Here is a 20716-nt window from a genome sequence, read left to right as displayed (position 1 = left end):
TGCGCGCCGTTGCCCACAGCTGAGTTGGGCCCCGGCCGCCGGCGTCGTTGACGACGGGGGCGGGGCCGGCCATGGTCGGCCATGCCCTTCCGATTTGTTCACACCGCAGATCTCCATCTCGATTCGCCGTTGCGCAGCCTGGCACTCCGCAACGAGGAGCTTGCCGCGATCGTCAGGGGCGCCACCCGCAATGCGCTGGTGCGTATCGTCGATCTCTGCATTGCGGAAAACGTCGATGCGCTGCTGATTGCCGGAGATCTCTATGACGGCAATCAGACCTCGATGAACACGGCACTTTTCCTCGCGGGTGAGCTCCGCCGTCTCGACGAGGCCGGCATCCGCACCTTCGTCATCCGCGGCAACCATGACGCCCAGTCGCAGGTGACGCGCGAGCTGACGCTGCCTCCGTCGGTCCACGTCTTCGCGGGCCGCGGCAAGCCGATGCTCGCCAAGACGCTGGAGAACGGCAGAACCGTCCATATCCACGGCATGAGCTTTGCCGACCCGCATGCGCCGGAAAGCCTGCTGCCGCATTTCCATCCCCCCGTTGCGGATGCCATCAACATCGGCATGCTGCACACGAGTCTCGCCGGGTCCGCCGGCCATGATCCCTACGCGCCATGCAGCGTCGCCGATCTGGAGCGCCATGGCTACGACTACTGGGCGCTTGGCCATATTCACCAGCGGCAGGTCCACAGCCAGAGCCCTTGCATCGTCATGCCTGGCATGCCGCAAGGGCGCGATATCAACGAATCGGGGGTGAAGGGCGTCACCCTTGTCACGATCGACGACGACGGTGAGGTGACGCTGGAAGAGCGGTCGGTGGGCGCCGCGGTGTTCGAGCGGGTCTCGATCGACCTGACGGGGACCGCCGAATGGCGCGGCATGCTGGACGTCGCCGGCCGGCAGCTCGCCCTGCTTCGAAAGGGCCTGCCGGAAGCCGATCTCATCCTGCGGATCACGCTGACCGGTGCGACCCCGCTCTCCTGGCGCCTGCGGCGAGATTTCGACCTGCTGCAGGCAGAGCTGGCGAATATCGCCGCCGGGCTCGGCCGATGCTGGATCGAGAAGATCGAGACCCTGTTTGCAAACTGCAGCAGGCATGCGGGGACAATCGCTGCCGATCCGATCGGCGAACTGACGGCGCTCGTCGAGACCGAAGTGTTGTCGGCCTTTGCCTACCGCGCCGACATGCGCGCCGTCGCCGAGGAGCTGCTGCCGCATCTGCCTGCCGAACTGCGGCACCTGCTCGCCGGGGACGAGGGCATGCTCGAAGCGCTGGTGGAGAACGCTGCCCTCTCGGGAAGCGCCGATGTCCTGTCGCATCTCCATGGCCGCAGCGTCGTCGAGGGTATCGACTGATGCGGCTGCAACAGCTGGATCTCGTCCGCTACGGCAAGTTCACCGGGCGCAGCCTCGATTTCGGTGGCGGAAAGGCGGGAGAGCCTGATTTCCACCTCATCTACGGCCCGAACGAGGCGGGTAAATCGACCCTGTTCTCAGGCTTCCTCGATCTGCTCTTCGGCATAGAGCGTATGAGCCCCTACGGTTTCCTGCACCCCTACCAGACGATGCGGATCGGCGGCATCGTGGAGGCCGGCGGAAAGCGGCATCACGCCTACCGGATCAAACGCAACGCAAACAGCCTTGTCGGTCCCGACGAGCAGCCGCTGCCGGACAACCTTTTCTCCGCAGCTCTCGGTGCGATGGACCGCGACACCTATCGCATGATGTTCTCGCTCGACGACGACAGCATCGAGGAAGGCGGGGAAGCCATCCTGAAGAGCGAAGGGGAGCTCGGGTCGCTGCTGTTTTCGGCAAGCTCCGGCCTGCCGGACAGCAGTGCGGTGCTCGCCAATCTGCGCACCGAAGCGGATGCCTTCTTTCGTCCCCAGGCGCGCAAGCATCAGCTTGCGGAACTGAAGGCGGAGCTGGACGCCTTGAAATCCCAGCGCAAGGCAGTGGACGTCAATGCGCGCGAATATGCCGACCTTCGCAAGACGCTGACGAAGGCCCGCGAGCGCCATGATGCGGCATCGCGGCAGCGCGCCGAACTGCGCGTCCGGCGGGATCGGCTGCGCGCCGAGCTCGAATCCCTGCCGCTCCTGGCAAGGCTCAACCATGCACGGGAACAGCTTGCGGGGAGTGAGGCCCTGCCGGTGCCGCCTGAGGTCTGGTGGAGCGATCTGCCGGCGCTTCGCCGGCAGGAGGTGGAAATAGCCACCCGGCTTCGGCAAATGGAGGAGGAACTGGCGCAGCGCCGGGCGGAACTCGAAGAACTGCCTCGGGACGAGCAGGCGCTTGCGCTCGCGGGGCGGTTCGAGGCGCTGCGGGACTCTGCACTCGACGCCCGCTATCAGACGGCCGCCCGCGACATGCCGGCGCGACTCGACGAACTGGCAAGGACCTCGGCCGAGATCCGCGCCTGCCTCATCCGCCTCGGCGAGGCGGACAACGCCGATCCTATTTCACTGGTGCTGCCAACCGCGCGTGCCGCCCGGTTGCAGGAGCTGGTTCGCCGGCATGCCGGCCTTTCGGAAAAGCTGGCATCGGCGCGCGAGGAACTCGAGAGCGCAAGGCGCGATCGCGCTCGGTCGGAACACGAGCTGGACCGGCTCAAGGGCGGCGTCGCCGACACCGGCCTGCTCGTCGAACGGCTGCATGTGCTGCGTCAGAGCGACTGCCTTCTGCGCCAGCAGGCCGCCACCAGGGAGATCGACCGGCTGGAGGCGGCGCTTGCCGATGCAATGGACAGCCTGCGGCCTTTCGCCGGCGATGCGGATGAGCTGGCGACGCTTCCCGTTCCCGCGCCCGGTGTTGTCGCCACCTGGAGAACGGAGGAAGCTGCTTTCTCGGAGCGGCGGCTGCGGCTCGACGATCGGATCGCCGACGAGCGCGAGCGCCAAGCCGGAGATGAGGCGCGCCTCGCCGCGATGGTCGCGGACGGCGCGGCGGTGGACGACCCGACGGCGGGCGAGCTGCGCAGGCGCCGGGATCTTGCCTGGCAATTGCATCGTTCCAATCTCGACGATGGGACGGCACGCGCATTCGAGACGGCGTTGAGGGAGGACGATGCCGCCGTGGCGCTTCGTCTGGCCTATGCCGAGCGGGTAGCGGAGATGCGCGGCCTCACTCTCGCCCTTTCCGAAAGGCGCGCCCGTCTTCAGGCACTCGAGACTCAGCGGGCGGCGGTCTCCGAAGAGAGCCAACGACTGGAGACAACCGTGGCCGCTGCCGCAAGCGCCAGCGGCTCACCCAACGTGAAGCTGGTCTCGCAACTGGAGGCCTGGCTTGCCACGCGCGCGGCAGCGCTCGCCTTGCGCGCCGATTTGCGCGCCGAGCGCCAGACACGCGACAGGGCGTCGTCGGAAGAGCAGGCGGCGACACGCGCGTTGCGGGAGGAATTGCTGCGGCTCGGCGTGGCGGACTACCTGCCGGGCCGCCTGGATGAACTCCTCGTGGCTGCGGAGCATTTCGTCTCCCGTGCGCAAAGTGCATCGGCCGCTCACAGCGCGGCTGTTGCGCAGCTTCGCCGCGCCTCCGAAGCCCTGGAAAATCGCGAGACGGTTCTCGCCGCCGCCGAGGCCGCCATGGTCCGCTGGGAGGAGGAGTGGGCGGAGGCGCTCGCCGCGACTTGGCTTGCCGGCCGCGCCGACCGGCCGCCGCCGCACGAAATCGGCCCGGTGCTCGCCGTGCTGCAGGATTTCGACAAGCTGATGCAGAAGAAGAGCGAGCTCGACCATCGCATCGGCGGCATGCGCAAGGACCAGAAGAGCTTTGCCGAGGTCATCGCGGATCTCGCCCGCGAAGCCGGAGAGCAGGGCGATCCGCTCGCGCTCTATGCGTCGCTGCGCGACCGCATCGCCGCCGCACAGCGCCAGGAAGAGCGCCGCCTCGATGTTTCGAGCAGCGTCGCACGCCTGGAGGAAGGTCTTTTTCTGCTGCGCAACGAAGAGCGGCAGCATGGGGTGATGAGGCAGGCGATCCTCGACTTCTTCGGATGCGGGACGTTGGAGGAGGCCGGGCTTTGCCTGGAGGCGGTTCGTGAGCAGGAAAGGCAACGGCAGAGGTCCGCCGAGCTTGAACAGGATCTGGTGACCAGGCTCGGCACCGCCAACCACGAAGAAGCCGAATCCATTCTCGCCGGCCTGGACGAGCCGGAACTCAGGCTTGAGCTCACCCGGCTGGACGAGGCGATCGATGTCGCCGATCGCGACGTCAGCGAGCTGCATTCGGAGGTGCGAAACAAGGAAAGGGCGCTTGCGGAAATCGAGGGCGGCGACCGGGTCGCCGAACTCGAACAGCGGCAGCGAACCATCCTGCTCGACATCGAGCACAAGGCGGTCGGCTATTTGAGGCTCAAAGCGGGTGTTTTTGCCGCCGAGCATGCGCTGCGGCTGTTTCGCGAGCGGCACCGCAGCGCCATGATGCAGCGCGCCTCGCGGACCTTTTCGCATATCAGCGGCGGCGAATATGCCGGTCTCTCCACCCAGGCGGACAAGGGCCAGGAATTCCTGATCGCCAACACCGCAGCGGGCGGCTCGAAGCTTGCCGGCGACCTCTCGAAAGGCACGCGCTTCCAGCTCTATCTCGCCTTGCGGATGGCCGGCTACCACGAGGTCGCCGCGGCCCGCGAGACGCTGCCCTTCATCGCCGACGACATCATGGAGACTTTCGACGACAACCGCGCCGGCCGCGCCTTCGAGCTGATGGCCGAGATGGCGCGCGTCGGCCAGGTGGTCTATCTGACCCACCACGAGCACCTTTGCGACATCGCCCGCAGCGCCTGCCCGGGGGTTAAGCTTCACAAGCTGTAGCGACCGGGCGGAAAAGCGCTACGCTGCTCACGCTGTTGCCCGCATCGCAGGCTACGCTTCGACGCGATTTGCCAAGGGAGGTTCGGATGGAAATCTTTGAATGTGGATCGAGACCCTCGTCCCGCGGGCCGGCCGAATATTTTGAGGGCGCCGTCCGCATCGACCTGGCCTTCGAGGCGCCCGCGCCGGCCCGGGCGCGCGGAGCGACGGTCACCTTCGAGCCCGGCGCACGTACCGCCTGGCACACCCACCCGCTCGGCCAGACCCTGATCGTCACCGCTGGCCGCGGCCTCGCGCAAAGCTGGGGCGGCGAACTCCGCGAAATCCGCGCCGGCGATATCGTCTGGTTCCCGCCGGGCGAAAAGCATTGGCACGGAGCGGCCGCGGATACCGGGATGACACATATCGCCATTCAGGAGGCGCTGGATGGCAAGGTGGTGGATTGGCTCGAACATGTGACGGATGAGCAGTATCGAGGGGAGTGACGAGGACGCGTGGGCGACGCTCGTTTGCCACCCGTGTTCAATTTCAAACTCTCGGAAAAATGGTGGGCGATGAGAGACTCGAACTCCCGACATCCTCGGTGTAAACGAGGCGCTCTACCAACTGAGCTAATCGCCCTTTCGCGTGTCGAACCGCTGTCCGCCGCGTCGGTGGGCGTGATCTATGCGCTACCGGCGAAAACCGCAAGAGGATTTGCGCGATTTTTTTGATTTTTTTGCGGGCGGCTCGCGAAGCCCTCGGGGATGGCGCACCGCCGGCGCTGTGGACAAACCGCCGGGGGGAGGGGCGCGCAGGCGGTGGCGGCCTTGATGGTGTCGGGCGGCGGAGAGGGGCTCTGCGATCGTCTCGCCTCGTGCAGATTTTCCTCTTAAGAATGGCCTGTGGATCAAAATTCCGTCCGTCACGGATTTGTCTTCAAACACGCTTGACACCCCAAGGCGAACCGCTTAGTTAGCCGCTCATCGAAACGGCACGGCCGCTTTGATGAATGGGGTGCGCGAGCGCCCCGGCCAGTTCGAGAGATGCGGGTGTAGCTCAGTCGGTTAGAGTGCCGGCCTGTCACGCCGGAGGTCGCGGGTTCGAGCCCCGTCACTCGCGCCACTCTTCTGGTGCATTGGCATTCTCAAAGAGTGTCGATGGTGAGATAATGGCCAGCCATGGCCACGATGCGCGGGTGTAGCTCAGTCGGTTAGAGTGCCGGCCTGTCACGCCGGAGGTCGCGGGTTCGAGCCCCGTCACTCGCGCCATTTCTCTTCCTTCCATCCTTCAAGGCAAGTAGACCGGTTTTTGCATGGCGGCAATGTGTCTCGGAGCAGTTGTCGCGAGCGGGATGAGTCCGCTCCCGCAATTCCGCGCTTCGGTGTGTCAACGGTGCGAAAGTGCCGTTCAAACCTGTGGCGCGAACCGGTTTAAATGCCGCGTCGAGGCTTGCGCATGGGCGCGGGCTGCGCTAACCACTCTGGCGTTGCAACATGATTTTCGGCCTGCGGCATTCGTTGTTCAAGCGCCTCTCCCGGTGCGCTTCGCAGGCAGGGACGGATAACAATGACAGAACTTCTCGGTTCCTATGTTCCGATCGCGATTTTCATTGGAATCGCTCTTGTGATCGGTCTGGCACTCCTGATTGCTCCCTTCGCCGTTGCCTTCAAGGCGCCCGATTCGGAAAAGCTGTCGGCCTACGAGTGCGGCTTCAATGCGTTCGACGACGCCCGCATGAAGTTCGACATCCGCTTCTATCTCGTGTCGATCCTCTTCATCATCTTCGACCTGGAAGTCGCCTTCCTCTTCCCCTGGGCGGTTTCGTTCGGGGAGCTGGGCTGGTTCGGCTTCTGGTCGATGATGGTCTTCCTCCTGGTGCTGACGGTCGGCTTTATCTATGAATGGAAAAAGGGAGCGCTGGAATGGAACTAGCATCCGGCACCACGCTCGTTGCGCCGCAGCCGAAGGGCATCATCGATCCCGCGACCGGCAAGCCAATCGGCAGCAATGACGCATTTTTCGGCGAGATCAACAACGAGCTCGCCGACAAGGGCTTCCTCGTCACCTCGACCGATGAGCTGATCAACTGGGCGCGCACCGGCTCGCTGATGTGGATGACCTTCGGTCTCGCCTGCTGCGCCGTCGAAATGATGCAGATGTCGATGCCGCGCTACGACGCCGAGCGCTTCGGTTTCGCGCCGCGCGCCTCGCCGCGTCAGTCCGATGTCATGATCGTCGCCGGGACGCTGACCAACAAGATGGCGCCGGCGCTGCGCAAGGTCTACGACCAGATGCCCGAGCCGCGCTACGTCATCTCGATGGGCTCCTGCGCCAATGGCGGCGGCTACTATCACTATTCCTATTCGGTGGTGCGCGGCTGCGACCGCGTCGTGCCCGTCGACATCTACGTGCCAGGCTGTCCTCCCACGGCAGAAGCGCTGCTCTACGGCGTGCTTCTGCTGCAGAAGAAGATCCGCCGGACCGGCACGATCGAGCGCTAAGGCAGGGGGTTCTTTTCAATGAGTGAAGCCCTGAACGAGCTTGCGACCTACCTTCGCGAAGCGCGCGGATCGCTGATCGCCGATGCCGCGATCAAATACGGCGAGCTGACGCTGACGGCGACGGCGGAAAATCTCATCGAGTTGCTGACCTTCCTGCGCGACGACGCGCGGTGTGGGTTCATCAGCTTTATCGACGTCTGCGGCGTCGACTATCCGCAGCGGCCGGATCGCTTCGATGTCGTCTACCACCTGCTGTCGCCGCGCCAGAACCTGCGCGTCCGCGTCAAGGTTGCGACCGGTGACGGCGAGCCCGTACCGTCGGCAACCTCCGTCTACCCCGGCGCCGACTGGTTCGAGCGTGAAGCCTACGACATGTACGGCATTCTCTTCACCGGCCACCCGGACCTGCGCCGCATCCTCACCGACTACGGGTTCGAAGGCTATCCGCTGCGCAAGGACTTCCCGCTGACCGGCTTCGTCGAGGTTCGCTACGACGACGAGGTCAAGCGGGTGGTCTATGAGCCCGTCGAGCTGAGGCAGGAATTCCGCAACTTCGATTTCCTTTCGCCCTGGGAAGGCACGGAATACGTGCTGCCCGGCGACGAGAAGGCGAAGGCACGGTGAGATAAGTCGGCCCGCGGCCGTCCCGAGGGGGCGCCGTTCGGCCTGGAGCAATCGGTATGACCGAACATAACGTCCGCAACTTCAACATCAACTTCGGTCCGCAGCATCCGGCGGCACACGGCGTTCTGCGCCTCGTGCTGGAGCTCGACGGCGAGATCGTCGAGCGCGTCGATCCGCATATCGGCCTCTTGCATCGCGGCACCGAGAAGCTGATCGAGGCGAAGACCTACCTGCAGGCGGTGCCCTATTTCGACCGGCTCGACTACGTTGCGCCGATGAACCAGGAGCACGCCTTCGCGCTCGCCGTCGAAAGATTGACGGGCACGGAAGTGCCGATCCGCGGCCAGCTCATCCGCGTTCTCTATTCGGAAATCGGCCGTATCCTGTCGCATCTCCTGAACGTCACGACGCAGGCCATGGACGTCGGTGCGCTGACGCCGCCGCTCTGGGGTTTCGAGGAGCGCGAGAAGCTGATGGTCTTCTACGAGCGGGCCTGCGGCGCGCGCATGCACTCGGCCTATTTCCGTCCGGGCGGCGTGCACCAGGATCTGCCGCATGAGCTGGTCGAGGATATCGGCAAGTGGATCGATCCGTTCCTGAAGACCGTCGACGACATCGACGAGCTCCTGACCGGCAACCGCATCTTCAAGCAGCGCAACGTCGACATCGGCGTCGTCAAGCTGGAGGACGCCTGGGCCTGGGGCTTCTCGGGCGTCATGGTGCGCGGTTCGGGCGCTGCCTGGGACCTGCGCCGTGCGCAGCCTTATGAATGCTATTCGGACATGGAGTTCGACATCCCGATCGGCAAGAACGGCGACTGCTACGACCGCTATCTGATCCGCATGATCGAGATGCGCCAGTCGGCACGGATCATGCGCCAGTGCGTCGACCGCCTGCTCGGCGACGCCAAGGTCGGGCCGGTCTCCTCGCTCGACGGGAAGATCGTGCCGCCGAAGCGCGGCGAGATGAAGCGCTCGATGGAAGCGCTGATCCATCACTTCAAGCTCTATACCGAGGGCTACCACGTGCCGGCCGGCGAGGTCTATGCCGCGGTCGAGGCGCCGAAGGGCGAGTTCGGCGTCTATCTGGTCTCCGACGGCACCAACAAGCCCTACCGCTGCAAGATCCGCGCGCCGGGCTATGCGCATCTGCAGGCCATGGATTTCCTCTGTCGCGGACACCAGCTTGCCGACGTCTCGGCCGTGCTGGGCTCCCTCGATATCGTGTTCGGCGAGGTGGATCGCTGATGCGTCTGGCGCCGCTTGCCGTTCTCGGATTTCTTGCGCTCAGCCCAGCTGCCGTCGCCCAGGAGGATGTCGGCAGCACATCCTCGTCGGGGCTGCACGGCGGTTCGATGGCCACGCTGCTGTCGAAGGGATACGAGATCAAGGCAGCTGTCGCCAACGGCACGCGCTACATCGTGTTCATGCAGAAAGACCAGTCCGCCTATGCCTGCGAATTCGTCACGTTGACGAAATCGCGGTGCGGTTCGATTAATTGATAAGGTGTCCACTAGAATGTCCGTTCGTCGACTAGCCGAAGACACTGTCCAGCCAGCGAGCTTTGCCTTCAGCAAGGAGAACGCCGCCTGGGCTAAGGCAACGATCAACAAATACCCGAAGGGCCGCGAACAGTCGGCGATCATTCCGTTGCTGATGCGCGCCCAGGAACAGGACGGCTGGGTGACGCGGGCGGCCATCGAGTCCATCGCCGACATGCTCGGCATGGCCTATATCCGCGCCCTCGAAGTGGCGACCTTCTACACGCAATTCCAGCTGAAGCCGGTCGGATCGCGCGCCCATGTGCAGGTCTGCGGCACGACGCCCTGCATGCTGCGCGGCGCGGAAGACCTGATCAAGCTCTGCAAGAAGAAGATTGCCGCCGAGCCCTTCACGCTGAACGAGAGCGGGACGCTCTCCTGGGAAGAGGTCGAATGTCAGGGCGCCTGCGTCAACGCGCCGATGGTGATGATCTTCAAGGACGCTTACGAGGACCTGACGCCGGAGCGACTCGAGGAGATCATCGACGGCTTCGACGCAGGCAAGGGTGCCGAAATCCAGCCCGGGCCCCAGGTCGACCGGATCTACTCCGCGCCGGAAGGCGGGCTGACGACGCTTCAGCTCGTGGAAACGCCTGAAAAGCCGAAGGCGCCGGCTCGCGCAAGCAAGGCCAAGGATGAGGCCGTGAGCGTGCCCCCATCGAATGCCGCCAAGCCGAAGACCGCCACAGACGTCACCAATCCGGCGCTGAAGACCCCCGCGACCGCGAGGAAGGCGGCGGCGAAGAACGCCAAGATCGAAGGCGAGACGGTCGACAAGTCCAAGCCGGCGAAGAAGCCGCGGTAAAGAGGTGATACCATGCTCAGAGATGAAGATCGCATCTTTACCAACATCTACGGCCTCAAGGACAGGTCGCTCAAGGGCGCGATGGCGCGCGGCCATTGGGACGGCACCAAGGCGCTTCTCGAAAAGGGCCGAGACTGGATCATCAACGAGGTGAAGGCTTCCGGCCTGCGCGGCCGCGGCGGCGCCGGCTTCCCGACCGGCCTCAAGTGGTCCTTCATGCCGAAGGAAAGCGACGGCCGGCCGCATTACCTCGTCGTCAACGCCGACGAGTCCGAGCCCGGCACCTGCAAGGACCGCGACATCATGCGCCACGATCCGCACACGCTGATCGAGGGCTGCGTGGTGGCAAGCTTCGCCATGGGCGCGCACACCGCCTATATCTACGTGCGCGGTGAGTTCATTCGCGAGCGCGAAGCGCTGCAGGCGGCGATCGACGAATGCTACGACTACGGCCTGCTCGGCAAGAACAACAAGCTCGGCTACGACATCGACGTCTTCGTCCATCACGGCGCCGGCGCCTATATCTGCGGCGAGGAAACGGCACTGCTCGAAAGCCTCGAGGGCAAGAAGGGCCAGCCGCGCCTGAAGCCGCCGTTCCCGGCCAACATGGGCCTCTATGGCTGCCCGACGACCGTCAACAACGTCGAGTCGATCGCCGTGACGCCGACCATCCTCAGGCGCGGTGCGGGCTGGTACACCAGCTTCGGCCGCCCGAACAACCATGGCACCAAGCTCTATTCGGTCTCCGGCCATGTCAACCGTCCCTGCACGGTCGAGGACGCGATGTCGATCCCGTTCCACGAGCTGATCGAGAAGCACTGCGGCGGCATCCGCGGCGGGTGGGACAACCTGCTTGCGGTCATCCCCGGCGGCTCGTCGGTCCCCTGCGTGCCCGGCGCGCAGATGAAGGACGCCATCATGGACTATGACGGCCTGCGCGAGCTCGGCTCGGGCCTTGGAACGGCGGCGGTCATCGTCATGGACAAGTCGACCGACATCATCAAGGCGATCTGGAGGCTCTCCGCCTTCTACAAGCACGAAAGCTGCGGCCAGTGCACGCCCTGCCGCGAAGGAACCGGCTGGATGATGCGCGTCATGGAACGCATGGTGCAGGGCCGCGCCCAGAAGCGTGAGATCGACATGCTCTTCGACGTGACGAAGCAGGTCGAGGGCCACACGATCTGCGCGCTCGGCGATGCGGCCGCCTGGCCGATCCAGGGCCTGATCAAGCATTTCCGTCCGGAGATGGAACAACGAATCGACGAATATACGCGCAATGCCACGTCGCATGGCGCGGTGTTGGAAGCAGCGGAGTAACGAGCAATGGCCGGGACGCGCAATGAAGGACAGGGCATGAAAGCGGCTGCAGTCATTCCTTTCGTGCGGCCCTTGGGTGCCGGCTCGGCCGACCCGTTCGGCATGGCCGAATGGATGAAGAGCATGCCGGCTGTTCCGCTGATGGCCAATCCCGTGGCCGCCGTTGCGGCGGCGACGGCGCTGGGTTTCGGCCTGTCGAGCCACTTCGCAGGCGTCATGTTCGGCGCCATGCAGGGGGCTGCAAGCGCCCTGCAGAAAAGCGTCGGCGCGCTCGAACCGGCGGAGATTGCCGAACCGGCCCCGGCGGTCGTGAAGCCGCAGCCGGTAAATCAGGAAGCTTCGCCAGCGCCGGCCGCGCGCGAGGCCAAGGCCGTACCGGCCGCCCGTGAGGACCGTCCGGCTCCGGCGGCCCGCGAGCCCAAGCCCGCACCGGCCGCCGTCGCCAAGCCGAAGCGCGGCGCCAGGAAACCTGTCGCATCGAAGCCGAAAGGCCGCGCCGATGACGATCTGAAGCGGATCTCCGGCATCGGCCCGAAGCTCGTGCAGGTGCTGAATGGCCAGGGCCTTCGCCGGTTTGCCGACATCGCTGCTCTCACCGAGGCGGATGTCGCGCGTATCGATGCCGAGTTCGCCCTCAACGGCCGCATCCTGCGGGACGATTGGGTCGGACAGGCAAAGGCGCTGATGCGCGAGAAATGACGTGACGGCTGTCCGGTCGTCACCATACCGGAAGAGCCGTGAAGGAATTGTCCGGCGCCGCGGAAGGCAGCCGGACGGAAGACAGGATTGAGTGCGAAGATGGCAAAGCTGAAAGTCGACGGAAAAGAGATCGAGGTCCCGGATCATTTCACGCTGCTTCAGGCGTGCGAAGAGGCCGGCGCCGAGGTTCCGCGCTTCTGTTTCCACGAGCGGCTTTCGGTTGCCGGCAATTGCCGCATGTGTCTGATCGAGGTGAAGGGCGGCCCGCCGAAGCCGGCTGCCTCCTGCGCCATGGGCGTGCGCGACCTGCGCCCCGGCCCGAATGGCGAAGCGCCGGAAGTCTTCACGACCACGCCGATGGTCAAGAAGGCCCGCGAAGGCGTCATGGAATTCCTGCTGATCAACCATCCGCTCGATTGCCCGATCTGCGACCAGGGCGGCGAATGCGACCTGCAGGACCAGGCGATGGCCTTCGGCATCGACAGTTCGCGCTACCAGGAGAACAAGCGCGCCGTCGAGGACAAGTATATCGGCCCGCTCGTCAAGACGGTGATGAACCGCTGCATCCACTGCACGCGCTGCGTCCGCTTCACGACCGAAGTCGCCGGCATCGCCGAGCTCGGCCTGATCGGCCGCGGCGAAGATGCCGAGATCACCACCTATCTCGAACAGGCGATGACCTCGGAGTTGCAGGGTAACGTCGTCGACCTCTGCCCGGTCGGCGCGCTGACCTCGAAGCCCTTCGCCTTCACGGCGCGTCCATGGGAGCTCAACAAGACCGAATCGATCGATGTCATGGACGCCGTCGGTTCGGCGATCCGCGTCGACACGCGTGGCCGTGAGGTGATGCGCATCATGCCGCGCGTCAACGAGGAGATCAACGAAGAGTGGATCTCCGACAAGACCCGCTTCATCTGGGACGGGCTGAAGACGCAGCGTCTCGACCGGCCCTATGTCAGGAAGGACGGCCGCCTGCAGCCGGCGACCTGGGGCGAGGCCTTCCAGGCGATCAAGGCTGCCGTCGGCAAGACCTCGGGCGACAAGATCGGTGCGATCGCCGGCGACCTCGCATCCGTCGAGGAAATGTACGCGCTGAAGGAACTCATTGCCTCGCTCGGTTCTGAGAACGTCGACTGCCGCCAGGACGGCGCAGCGCTCGATCCGTCGCTCGGCCGCGCCAGCTACCTCTTCAATCCGACGATCCAGGGGATCGAGAGCGCCGATGCGCTGCTCATCATCGGTTCCAACCCGCGCTTCGAGGCTTCGGTTCTCAATGCGCGCATCCGCAAGCGCTATCGCATGGGCAAGTTTCCGATCGCCGTCATCGGCGAGCGCGGCGAACTGCGCTACGAGTATGAATATCTCGGGGCCGGTACGGAGACGCTTGCAGAGCTCGTTGCCGGCAAAGGCAAGTTCTTCGAGACGCTCAAGAAGGCCGAGCGGCCGCTGATCCTCGTCGGCCAGGGCGCCGTCGCAGGGGAGGGGGGTGCTGCCGTTCTCGCCAATGCCGCCAAGCTCGCCGTCGCCGTGGGCGCGGCCGGCGCGGAGTGGAACGGGTTCGCCGTCCTTCATAACGCGGCATCGCGCGTCGGCGGCCTGGATCTCGGCTTCGTCCCCGGCACGGGCGGCAAACCGGCCGCCGGCATGATCCATGGTACCGACGTGCTCTTCCTGCTCGGCGCCGACGAGATCGACCTCACGGCACGGAAGGGCTTCACCGTCTATATCGGCTCGCACGGCGACAACGGCGCGCATGCGGCGGACGTCATCCTCCCGGGCGCCGCTTATACGGAAAAATCCGGCATCTGGGTCAACACCGAAGGCCGCGTGCAGATCGGCAACCGCGCCGGCTTCGCACCGGGCGACGCGCGCGAGGATTGGGCAATCATCCGCGCCCTTTCCGACGTGCTCGGCCGCAAGCTGCCGTTTGATTCGCTTGGCGAATTGCGTGCAAAGCTCTGTGCCGCCTATCCGCATTTCGCAGAGGCCGACGCCATTGCCGCCGCAAGCAGCGACGAAATTGCCGCACTTGCGCAAAAAGCCGGTGAGATGGCCAAATCCGTGTTTGCGTCTCCGGTCAAAGACTTCTATTTGACGAACCCGATAGCGCGCGCATCCGCCGTCATGGCCGAATGCTCGGCCTTGGCGCGCAACAACTTCAAAGCCGCAGCGGAATGAGCGCGAGGGACTAGAGCATCATGGACGCTTTCATTTCGAGCTACGTCTGGCCCACGGCCATCATCATCGGCCAGTCGCTGCTGCTTCTGGTCGCGCTGCTGGTCTTCATCGCCTACATCCTGCTCGCAGACCGTAAGATCTGGGCAGCCGTGCAGCTTCGCCGCGGCCCGAACGTCGTCGGCCCCTGGGGGCTGTTCCAGTCCTTTGCCGACCTGCTGAAATTCGTCTTCAAGGAGCCGGTCATTCCGGCCGGCGCCAACAAGACGATCTTCCTGCTCGCGCCGCTCGTCTCGGTGACGCTGGCGCTCGCTGCCTGGGCCGTCATTCCGCTCAATGCCAACTGGGTAATCGCGAACATCAACGTCGGCATCCTCTTCGTCTTCGCCATATCTTCTCTCGAGGTTTATGGCATCATCATGGGCGGCTGGGCCTCGAACTCGAAATATCCGTTCCTTGGCGCGCTGCGCTCCGCCGCGCAGATGGTCTCCTATGAAGTCTCGATCGGCTTCGTCATCGTCACCGTGCTGCTCTGCGTCGGCTCGCTCAACCTGACCGACATCGTCAATGCGCAGTCGGACGGCCTTGGAACGATGATCGGCCTGCCGGCCTCCTTCCTCGACTGGCATTGGCTGTCGCTGTTCCCGATGTTCATCGTGTTCTTCATTTCGGCGCTCGCCGAGACGAACCGCCCGCCCTTCGACCTGCCCGAAGCCGAATCCGAACTCGTTGCCGGCTTCATGGTCGAATACGGCTCGACCCCGTACATGATGTTCATGCTCGGCGAATACGCGGCGATCTGCCTGATGTGCGCGCTGACGACGATCCTGTTCCTCGGCGGCTGGCTGCCGCCCGTCGACATCTGGATCCTGAACTGGGTGCCGGGCATCATCTGGTTCGTTCTGAAGGCCTCGTTCGTGTTCTTCATGTTCGCGATGGTGAAGGCCTTCGTCCCGCGCTACCGCTACGACCAGTTGATGCGTCTCGGCTGGAAGGTCTTCCTGCCGCTGTCGCTGGCGATGGTCGTCATCGTCGCATTCGTTCTGAAGCTGATGGGATGGGCATGATGGCCGCCCGAGCTTCGCTGCATACCGCCGGCTTCTCCCAGGCCGGCAAAATTGGAGGTTAATGATGGCCGGTCTTTCGCAAGCCGTCAGCTCGCTGTTCCTCAAGGAGTTCGTCGGCGCATTCCTTCTGTCGATGCGCTATTTCTTCCGGCCGAAGGCGACACTGAACTATCCCTTCGAAAAGGGTCCGGTCAGCCCGCGTTTCCGCGGCGAGCATGCGCTGCGCCGTTATCCGAACGGCGAAGAGCGTTGCATAGCCTGCAAGCTCTGCGAGGCGATCTGTCCTGCCCAGGCCATCACCATCGAGGCCGGCCCGCGCCGCAACGACGGCACCCGCCGCACGGTGCGCTACGACATCGACATGGTGAAGTGCATCTATTGTGGTTTCTGCCAGGAAGCCTGTCCGGTCGACGCCATCGTCGAAGGGCCGAACTTCGAGTTCGCCACCGAGACGCGCGAAGAGCTCTACTACGACAAGGAAAAGCTGCTCGCCAACGGTGACCGGTGGGAGCGGGAAATCGCGCGCAACATTGCAATGGACTCGCCCTATCGCTGAGACCATCTGCGTAAACGCAGCATCGTCCCTCTCGTAACAGAGGGTGCATGCGGAACGGGTTTGGGCACTGGCCGGACGGTTGTCCGGCTTTGCCTCATGGAGTGAGGGCGGTGCGCCTTCACGCCGAGCAAGACGAAAAAGGCACCGATCATGGGTCTGCAGGCTCTTTTTTTCTATCTCTTCGCCTTCATCGCGGTGGCGTCGGCATTCATGGTCATCGCGGCCAAGAACCCGGTCTATTCGGTTCTGTTCCTGATCCTGACCTTCTTCAACGCGGCGGGGCTGTTCCTGCTGACGGGCGCCGAGTTCCTGGCGATGATCCTGCTGGTCGTCTACGTCGGCGCCGTCGCGGTTCTCTTCCTTTTCGTGGTCATGATGCTCGACATCGACTTCGCCGAACTGCGCGCCGGTGTGCTTGAATACGCGCCGGTCGGTGCGTTGATCGGTCTGATCCTCGCCGCCGAGCTCATCATCGTCGTCGGCGGTTCGACCTTCTCGCCGGAGATCGCCAAGGGCATCGCCATGCCGATCCCAGCCGTCACCGAGCGGACCAATACCGCCGCGCTCGGCGACGTGCTCTACACCCATTACGTCTACTTCTTCCAGATCGCCGGGCTGGTGCTGCTCGTCGCCATGATCGGCGCCATCGTGCTCACCCTGCGTCATCGTGAAAACATCAAGCGCCAGAGCATTCCGCGCCAGGTTGCCCGCTCGCCCGAGACCGCCGTCGAGGTGGTCACGGTCAAGCCGGGGCAGGGCCTTTAATCGGGACGCGAGGTCGAGGGATCAGACTTATGGAAATCGGAATTTCCCACTATCTCACCGTCAGCGCCATTCTCTTTACGCTCGGCGTCTTCGGCATCTTCCTCAACCGGAAGAACGTCATCATCATCCTGATGTCGGTGGAGCTCATCCTGCTCGCGGTCAACATCAACATGGTGGCCTTCTCGGCTTTCCTGAACGACATCACCGGCCAGGTCTTCGCGCTGTTCATTCTGACCGTCGCGGCCGCCGAAGCCGCAATCGGACTCGCAATTCTCGTCGTCTTCTACCGCAACCGCGGCTCGATCGCCGTCGAAGACGTCAACATGATGAAGGGCTGACAGGGCCATGGACACCATTATCAAGGCTATCGCCTTTCTGCCTCTGATCGGCTTTCTGATCGCCGGCCTTCTCGGCACGCAGATCGGCGCCAAGGCATCCGAATATGTGACCAGCGGCCTGATGCTGATCGCGCTGGCGCTCTCCTGGTTTGTCTTCTTCGACGTCGCCCTCGGTCATGAAGAGATGATCAAGGTCTCGGTGCTGCGCTGGATCCAGTCGGGCAGCTTCGACGTCGAATGGGCATTCCGCGTCGACACGCTGACGGCCGTCATGTTCGTGGTCGTCAACACGGTTTCGACGCTGGTGCATATCTATTCGATCGGCTACATGCACCACGATCCGCACCGTCCGCGCTTCTTCGGCTATCTGTCGCTCTTCACTTTCGCGATGCTGATGCTGATTACGTCGGACAACCTGTTGCAGATGTTCTTCGGCTGGGAAGGCGTGGGCCTGGCGTCGTACCTGCTGATCGGCTTCTGGTACAAGAAGCCCTCGGCCAATGCCGCGGCGATCAAGGCCTTCATCGTCAACCGCGTCGGCGACTTCGGCTTCTCGCTCGGCATCTTCTCAGTCTTCGTTCTCTTCGGCTCGATCAATCTCGAAACGGTCTTCGCCGCCGCCCAGAGCTATCTGCCGGCTGAAGGTGCCGAGGCAGGGGAGGCCGTGATCACGCTCTTCGGCATGCACCTCGACAAGGCCGATGCTCTGACGGCGACCTGCCTGCTGCTCTTCATGGGCGCGATGGGCAAGTCGGCCCAGTTCCTGCTGCACACCTGGCTGCCGGACGCCATGGAAGGCCCGACGCCGGTTTCGGCCCTCATCCATGCCGCGACCATGGTGACCGCCGGCGTCTTCCTCGTTGCCCGCATGTCGCCGCTCTTCGAGCTGTCGCCGGATGCGCTGACGGTCGTCACCCTGATTGGTGCGATCACCGCCTTCTTCGCCGCGACGGTCGGTCTCGTGCAGAACGACATCAAGCGCGTCATCGCCTATTCGACCTGTTCACAGCTCGGCTACATGTTCGTGGCACTCGGCGTCGGCGCTTACGGCGCTGCGATCTTCCACCTGTTCACGCACGCCTTCTTCAAGGCGCTCTTGTTCCTTGGTGCCGGCTCGGTGATTCACGCCGTCGACGGCGAGCAGGACATGCGCTACATGGGCGGCCTGCGCACGCACATTCCCGTCACCTACTGGATGATGTTCATCGGCACGATTGCGCTGACCGGCGTCGGCATTCCGGGAACGCTCTTCGGAACGGCGGGCTTCTTCTCGAAGGATGCGATCATCGAATCCACCTTCGCGTCGCACAGCATCGTTTCGGGCATTGCCTTCACGCTGCTGGTGATCGCCGCACTGTTCACCAGCTTCTATTCCTGGCGCCTGACGTTCATGACCTTCCACGGTACGCCGCGCGCCTCCCACGAGGTCATGCATCACGTCCACGAGTCGCCCCAGGTCATGCTGGTGCCGCTCTATACCCTCGCCCTCGGCGCGCTCGTCGCAGGCTTCCTGTTCCACGACTACTTCTTCGGCCATCACTACGTCGAATTCTGGAAGGGTGCGCTGTTCACCTCGGCCGAGAACGAGATCCTCGAGGAATTCCACCATGTGCCGCTGTGGGTGAAATGGAGCCCGTTCTGCGCCATGGCGCTCGGCCTCTTCACGGCCTGGTACATGTATATCAGCCGGCCGGAGCTGCCGAAGTATCTGGCAGATCAGCATCGCGGTCTCTACCAATTCCTGCTCAACAAGTGGTATTTCGACGAGCTCTACGATTTCCTCTTCGTCCGTACCGCCAAGCGTCTCGGCACCTTCCTCTGGAAGGAGGGTGACGGCCGCGTCATCGACGGCTTCGGGCCGAACGGGGTGGCGGCCCGCGTTCTCGACGTGACCGACCGCGTCGTCCGGCTGCAGACCGGATACCTCTATCACTACGCGTTCGCCATGCTGATCGGCATCGCAGCGCTCGTTACATGGATGATGCTCGGGAGTTCCTTCTGATGACCGATTGGCCCTTACTTTCCGCGGTCACCTTCCTGCCGCTCGCCGGCGCCCTGCTTCTCCTGCTGATGAGGGAAGACAGCGCAGCCGGCCGCCGCAACATCCTGAACATCTCGCTGTTCACGACGATCGTCGTTTTCGGCCTGTCGCTCTATGTCTGGTACCAGTTCGACAGCTCGAACCCCGGCTTCCAGATGGTCGAGAAGCATGAGTGGCTCGGCACCGGCATCTCCTATCATCTCGCCATCGACGGCATTTCGGTCCTGTTCCTGCCGCTGACGGCGTTCCTGATGCCGTTCTGCGTGCTGGCGAGTTGGGTCACGATCGAGAAGCGCCTGAAGGAATACATGATCGCGTTTCTGCTGCTGGAAACGCTGATGCTCGGCGTCTTCGTCTCGCTCGACATCGTGCTCTTCTACGTCTTCTTCGAGGCGGGCCTCATCCCGATGTTCATCATCATCGGCGTCTGGGGCGGCCGCGACCGCGTCTATGCGAGCTACAAGTTCTTCCTCTACACGCTGCTCGGCTCGGTGCTGATGCTGCTCGCCATCATGGCGATGTACTGGCAGGCCGGCACCACCGACATCACCGAACTGCTGAAGTATGATTTCCCGCGCCAGATGCAGACCTGGCTGTGGCTAGCCTTCTTCGCGTCCTTTGCCGTGAAGATGCCGATGTGGCCGGTCCATACCTGGCTTCCCGATGCGCACGTCCAGGCGCCGACGGCGGGCTCGGTCATCCTGGCCGGCATTCTCCTGAAGCTCGGCGGCTACGGCTTCCTGCGCTTCTCGCTGCCAATGTTCCCGCTGGCGTCCGATTATTTCGCCCCGCTCGTCTATACGCTGTCGATCATCGCGATCATCTACACCTCGCTGGTGGCGATGATGCAGACCGACATCAAGAAGCTGATCGCCTATTCGTCGGTTGCCCACATGGGCTATGTGACGATGGGGACCTTTGCAGCCAACATCCAAGGGGTGCAGGGCGCGATCTTCCAGATGCTCTCGCACGGCATTGTCTCGGGCGCGCTCTTCCTTTGCGTCGGCGTCGTCTATGACCGGCTGCACACGCGCGAAATCTCCGCCTATGGCGGCCTCGTCAACAACATGCCGAAATACGCCGTGGCCTTCATGGTCTTCACCATGGCAAATGTCGGGCTCCCGGGCACTTCGGGTTTCGTCGGCGAAGTTTTGACGCTGGTCGGCGCCTTCCGCGCCAACACCTGGGTTGCGCTCTTTGCGACCAGCGGCGTCATCCTGTCGGCCGCCTATGCGCTCTGGCTCTATCGCCGAGTGATCTTCGGCGCGCTGGAGAAGGAGAGCCTGAAGGCCATGCTCGACCTTTCGACCCGCGAGAAGGTCATCCTCTATCCGTTGGTGATCCTGACCATCTTCTTCGGTGTCTACCCGGCGCCGGTCTTCGACGCGACGGCGGCCTCCGTGGATCTGCTCGTCAACAACTACGCCGCAGCCCTGCAGGCAGCGCAAGACGTTGCGCTTTCGGTGCAATGACCACAGGACGTGATTGG

Annotated in this window: 18 protein-coding genes and 3 tRNA genes; 20 read left to right on the top strand and 1 reads right to left on the bottom strand. The window is 63.8% G+C overall.

All coding sequences use genetic code 11. From position 1 onward, the window contains the following. The first annotated feature begins 81 nt into the window (after positions 1-81). The 3 genes from AU381_RS05585 to AU381_RS05575 all read left to right on the top strand — a co-directional run bounded on the left by AU381_RS05585 (position 82) and on the right by AU381_RS05575 (position 5302). Positions 82-1362 carry a metallophosphoesterase family protein gene (locus AU381_RS05585; RefSeq protein ID WP_064240783.1) on the top strand — a complete coding sequence of 427 codons (1281 nt, stop codon included), beginning with the start codon at positions 82-84 and terminating at the stop codon, positions 1360-1362. Then, entirely contained in the window at positions 1362-4817 is a 3456-nt protein-coding gene (locus AU381_RS05580; RefSeq protein WP_064240782.1) for an ATP-binding protein, read from the top strand. Before AU381_RS05585 ends, AU381_RS05580 begins: the two co-directional genes overlap by 1 nt. A gap of 86 nt (positions 4818-4903) precedes the next feature. Then, positions 4904-5302, top strand: coding sequence for a (R)-mandelonitrile lyase (locus AU381_RS05575; protein ID WP_064240781.1), 399 nt, complete (start codon positions 4904-4906; stop codon positions 5300-5302). A 60-nt stretch (positions 5303-5362) separates the two neighbouring features. Here the strand turns inward: AU381_RS05575 and AU381_RS05570 are convergent. Continuing rightward, positions 5363-5438: transfer RNA gene (locus tag AU381_RS05570), tRNA-Val, on the bottom strand. Positions 5439-5844: 406 nt separating this feature from the next. On the opposite strand from AU381_RS05570, the gene AU381_RS05565 reads away from it, so the two are divergent. From AU381_RS05565 to AU381_RS05485, 17 genes are all read left to right on the top strand, one after another. Beyond that, positions 5845-5921 (top strand) — tRNA-Asp (locus AU381_RS05565). 69 nt (positions 5922-5990) lie between these two features. After that, positions 5991-6067: transfer RNA gene (locus AU381_RS05560), tRNA-Asp, on the top strand. 298 nt (positions 6068-6365) lie between these two features. Continuing rightward, positions 6366-6731, top strand: a complete 366-nt coding sequence (locus tag AU381_RS05555; protein WP_012707618.1) for an NADH-quinone oxidoreductase subunit A — start codon at positions 6366-6368, stop codon at positions 6729-6731. Further along, positions 6722-7300 (top strand): NuoB/complex I 20 kDa subunit family protein, encoded by a 579-nt coding sequence (locus AU381_RS05550; RefSeq protein ID WP_012707619.1) that lies wholly within the window; start codon positions 6722-6724, stop codon positions 7298-7300. Before AU381_RS05555 ends, AU381_RS05550 begins: the two co-directional genes overlap by 10 nt. A gap of 18 nt (positions 7301-7318) precedes the next feature. Then, positions 7319-7924, top strand: a complete 606-nt coding sequence (locus AU381_RS05545) for an NADH-quinone oxidoreductase subunit C (protein ID WP_064240780.1) — start codon at positions 7319-7321, stop codon at positions 7922-7924. A gap of 56 nt (positions 7925-7980) precedes the next feature. Further along, a complete protein-coding gene (locus AU381_RS05540; RefSeq protein WP_064240779.1) occupies positions 7981-9171 on the top strand; it encodes an NADH-quinone oxidoreductase subunit D in 1191 nt (396 codons plus the stop codon). Then, positions 9171-9425, top strand: coding sequence for a hypothetical protein (locus AU381_RS05535; protein WP_014327988.1), 255 nt, complete (start codon positions 9171-9173; stop codon positions 9423-9425). Before AU381_RS05540 ends, AU381_RS05535 begins: the two co-directional genes overlap by 1 nt. Before the next feature lie 16 nt (positions 9426-9441). After that, positions 9442-10269, top strand: a complete 828-nt coding sequence (gene nuoE / locus AU381_RS05530; RefSeq protein ID WP_064240778.1) for an NADH-quinone oxidoreductase subunit NuoE — start codon at positions 9442-9444, stop codon at positions 10267-10269. A 12-nt stretch (positions 10270-10281) separates the two neighbouring features. Continuing rightward, positions 10282-11586 carry an NADH-quinone oxidoreductase subunit NuoF gene (gene nuoF / locus AU381_RS05525; RefSeq protein ID WP_064240777.1) on the top strand — a complete coding sequence of 435 codons (1305 nt, stop codon included), beginning with the start codon at positions 10282-10284 and terminating at the stop codon, positions 11584-11586. 6 nt (positions 11587-11592) lie between these two features. Continuing rightward, the gene (locus AU381_RS05520) at positions 11593-12285 is read left to right on the top strand and encodes an NADH-quinone oxidoreductase subunit E (protein WP_064240776.1); all 693 of its coding nucleotides are present in this window, start codon (positions 11593-11595) and stop codon (positions 12283-12285) included. 99 nt (positions 12286-12384) lie between these two features. Then, on the top strand, positions 12385-14463 hold the full coding sequence (gene nuoG, locus AU381_RS05515) for an NADH-quinone oxidoreductase subunit NuoG (protein ID WP_064240775.1): 2079 nt from the start codon (positions 12385-12387) through the stop codon (positions 14461-14463). A gap of 20 nt (positions 14464-14483) precedes the next feature. Beyond that, positions 14484-15527 (top strand): NADH-quinone oxidoreductase subunit NuoH, encoded by a 1044-nt coding sequence (nuoH, locus tag AU381_RS05510; RefSeq protein ID WP_064240774.1) that lies wholly within the window; start codon positions 14484-14486, stop codon positions 15525-15527. A gap of 64 nt (positions 15528-15591) precedes the next feature. Beyond that, positions 15592-16083: an NADH-quinone oxidoreductase subunit NuoI gene (gene nuoI / locus AU381_RS05505; protein ID WP_064240773.1), complete on the top strand. Its 492-nt coding sequence runs from the start codon at positions 15592-15594 to the stop codon at positions 16081-16083. Positions 16084-16233: 150 nt separating this feature from the next. Continuing rightward, positions 16234-16848 (top strand): NADH-quinone oxidoreductase subunit J, encoded by a 615-nt coding sequence (locus AU381_RS05500; RefSeq protein ID WP_064240772.1) that lies wholly within the window; start codon positions 16234-16236, stop codon positions 16846-16848. A gap of 29 nt (positions 16849-16877) precedes the next feature. Beyond that, a complete protein-coding gene (gene nuoK, locus AU381_RS05495; RefSeq protein ID WP_003531854.1) occupies positions 16878-17186 on the top strand; it encodes an NADH-quinone oxidoreductase subunit NuoK in 309 nt (102 codons plus the stop codon). Positions 17187-17193: 7 nt separating this feature from the next. Next, positions 17194-19188 (top strand): NADH-quinone oxidoreductase subunit L, encoded by a 1995-nt coding sequence (nuoL, locus tag AU381_RS05490; RefSeq protein WP_064240771.1) that lies wholly within the window; start codon positions 17194-17196, stop codon positions 19186-19188. Next, positions 19188-20699 carry an NADH-quinone oxidoreductase subunit M gene (locus AU381_RS05485; protein WP_064240770.1) on the top strand — a complete coding sequence of 504 codons (1512 nt, stop codon included), beginning with the start codon at positions 19188-19190 and terminating at the stop codon, positions 20697-20699. Before nuoL ends, AU381_RS05485 begins: the two co-directional genes overlap by 1 nt. Positions 20700-20716 lie beyond the last annotated feature (17 nt).

This window comes from Sinorhizobium glycinis (assembly GCF_001651865.1).
Taxonomy (GTDB): Bacteria; Pseudomonadota; Alphaproteobacteria; order Rhizobiales; family Rhizobiaceae; genus Sinorhizobium; species Sinorhizobium glycinis.
The sequence above is the reverse complement of the archived record's forward strand: the minus strand, read 5'-3'. Positions and strand labels throughout refer to the sequence as shown.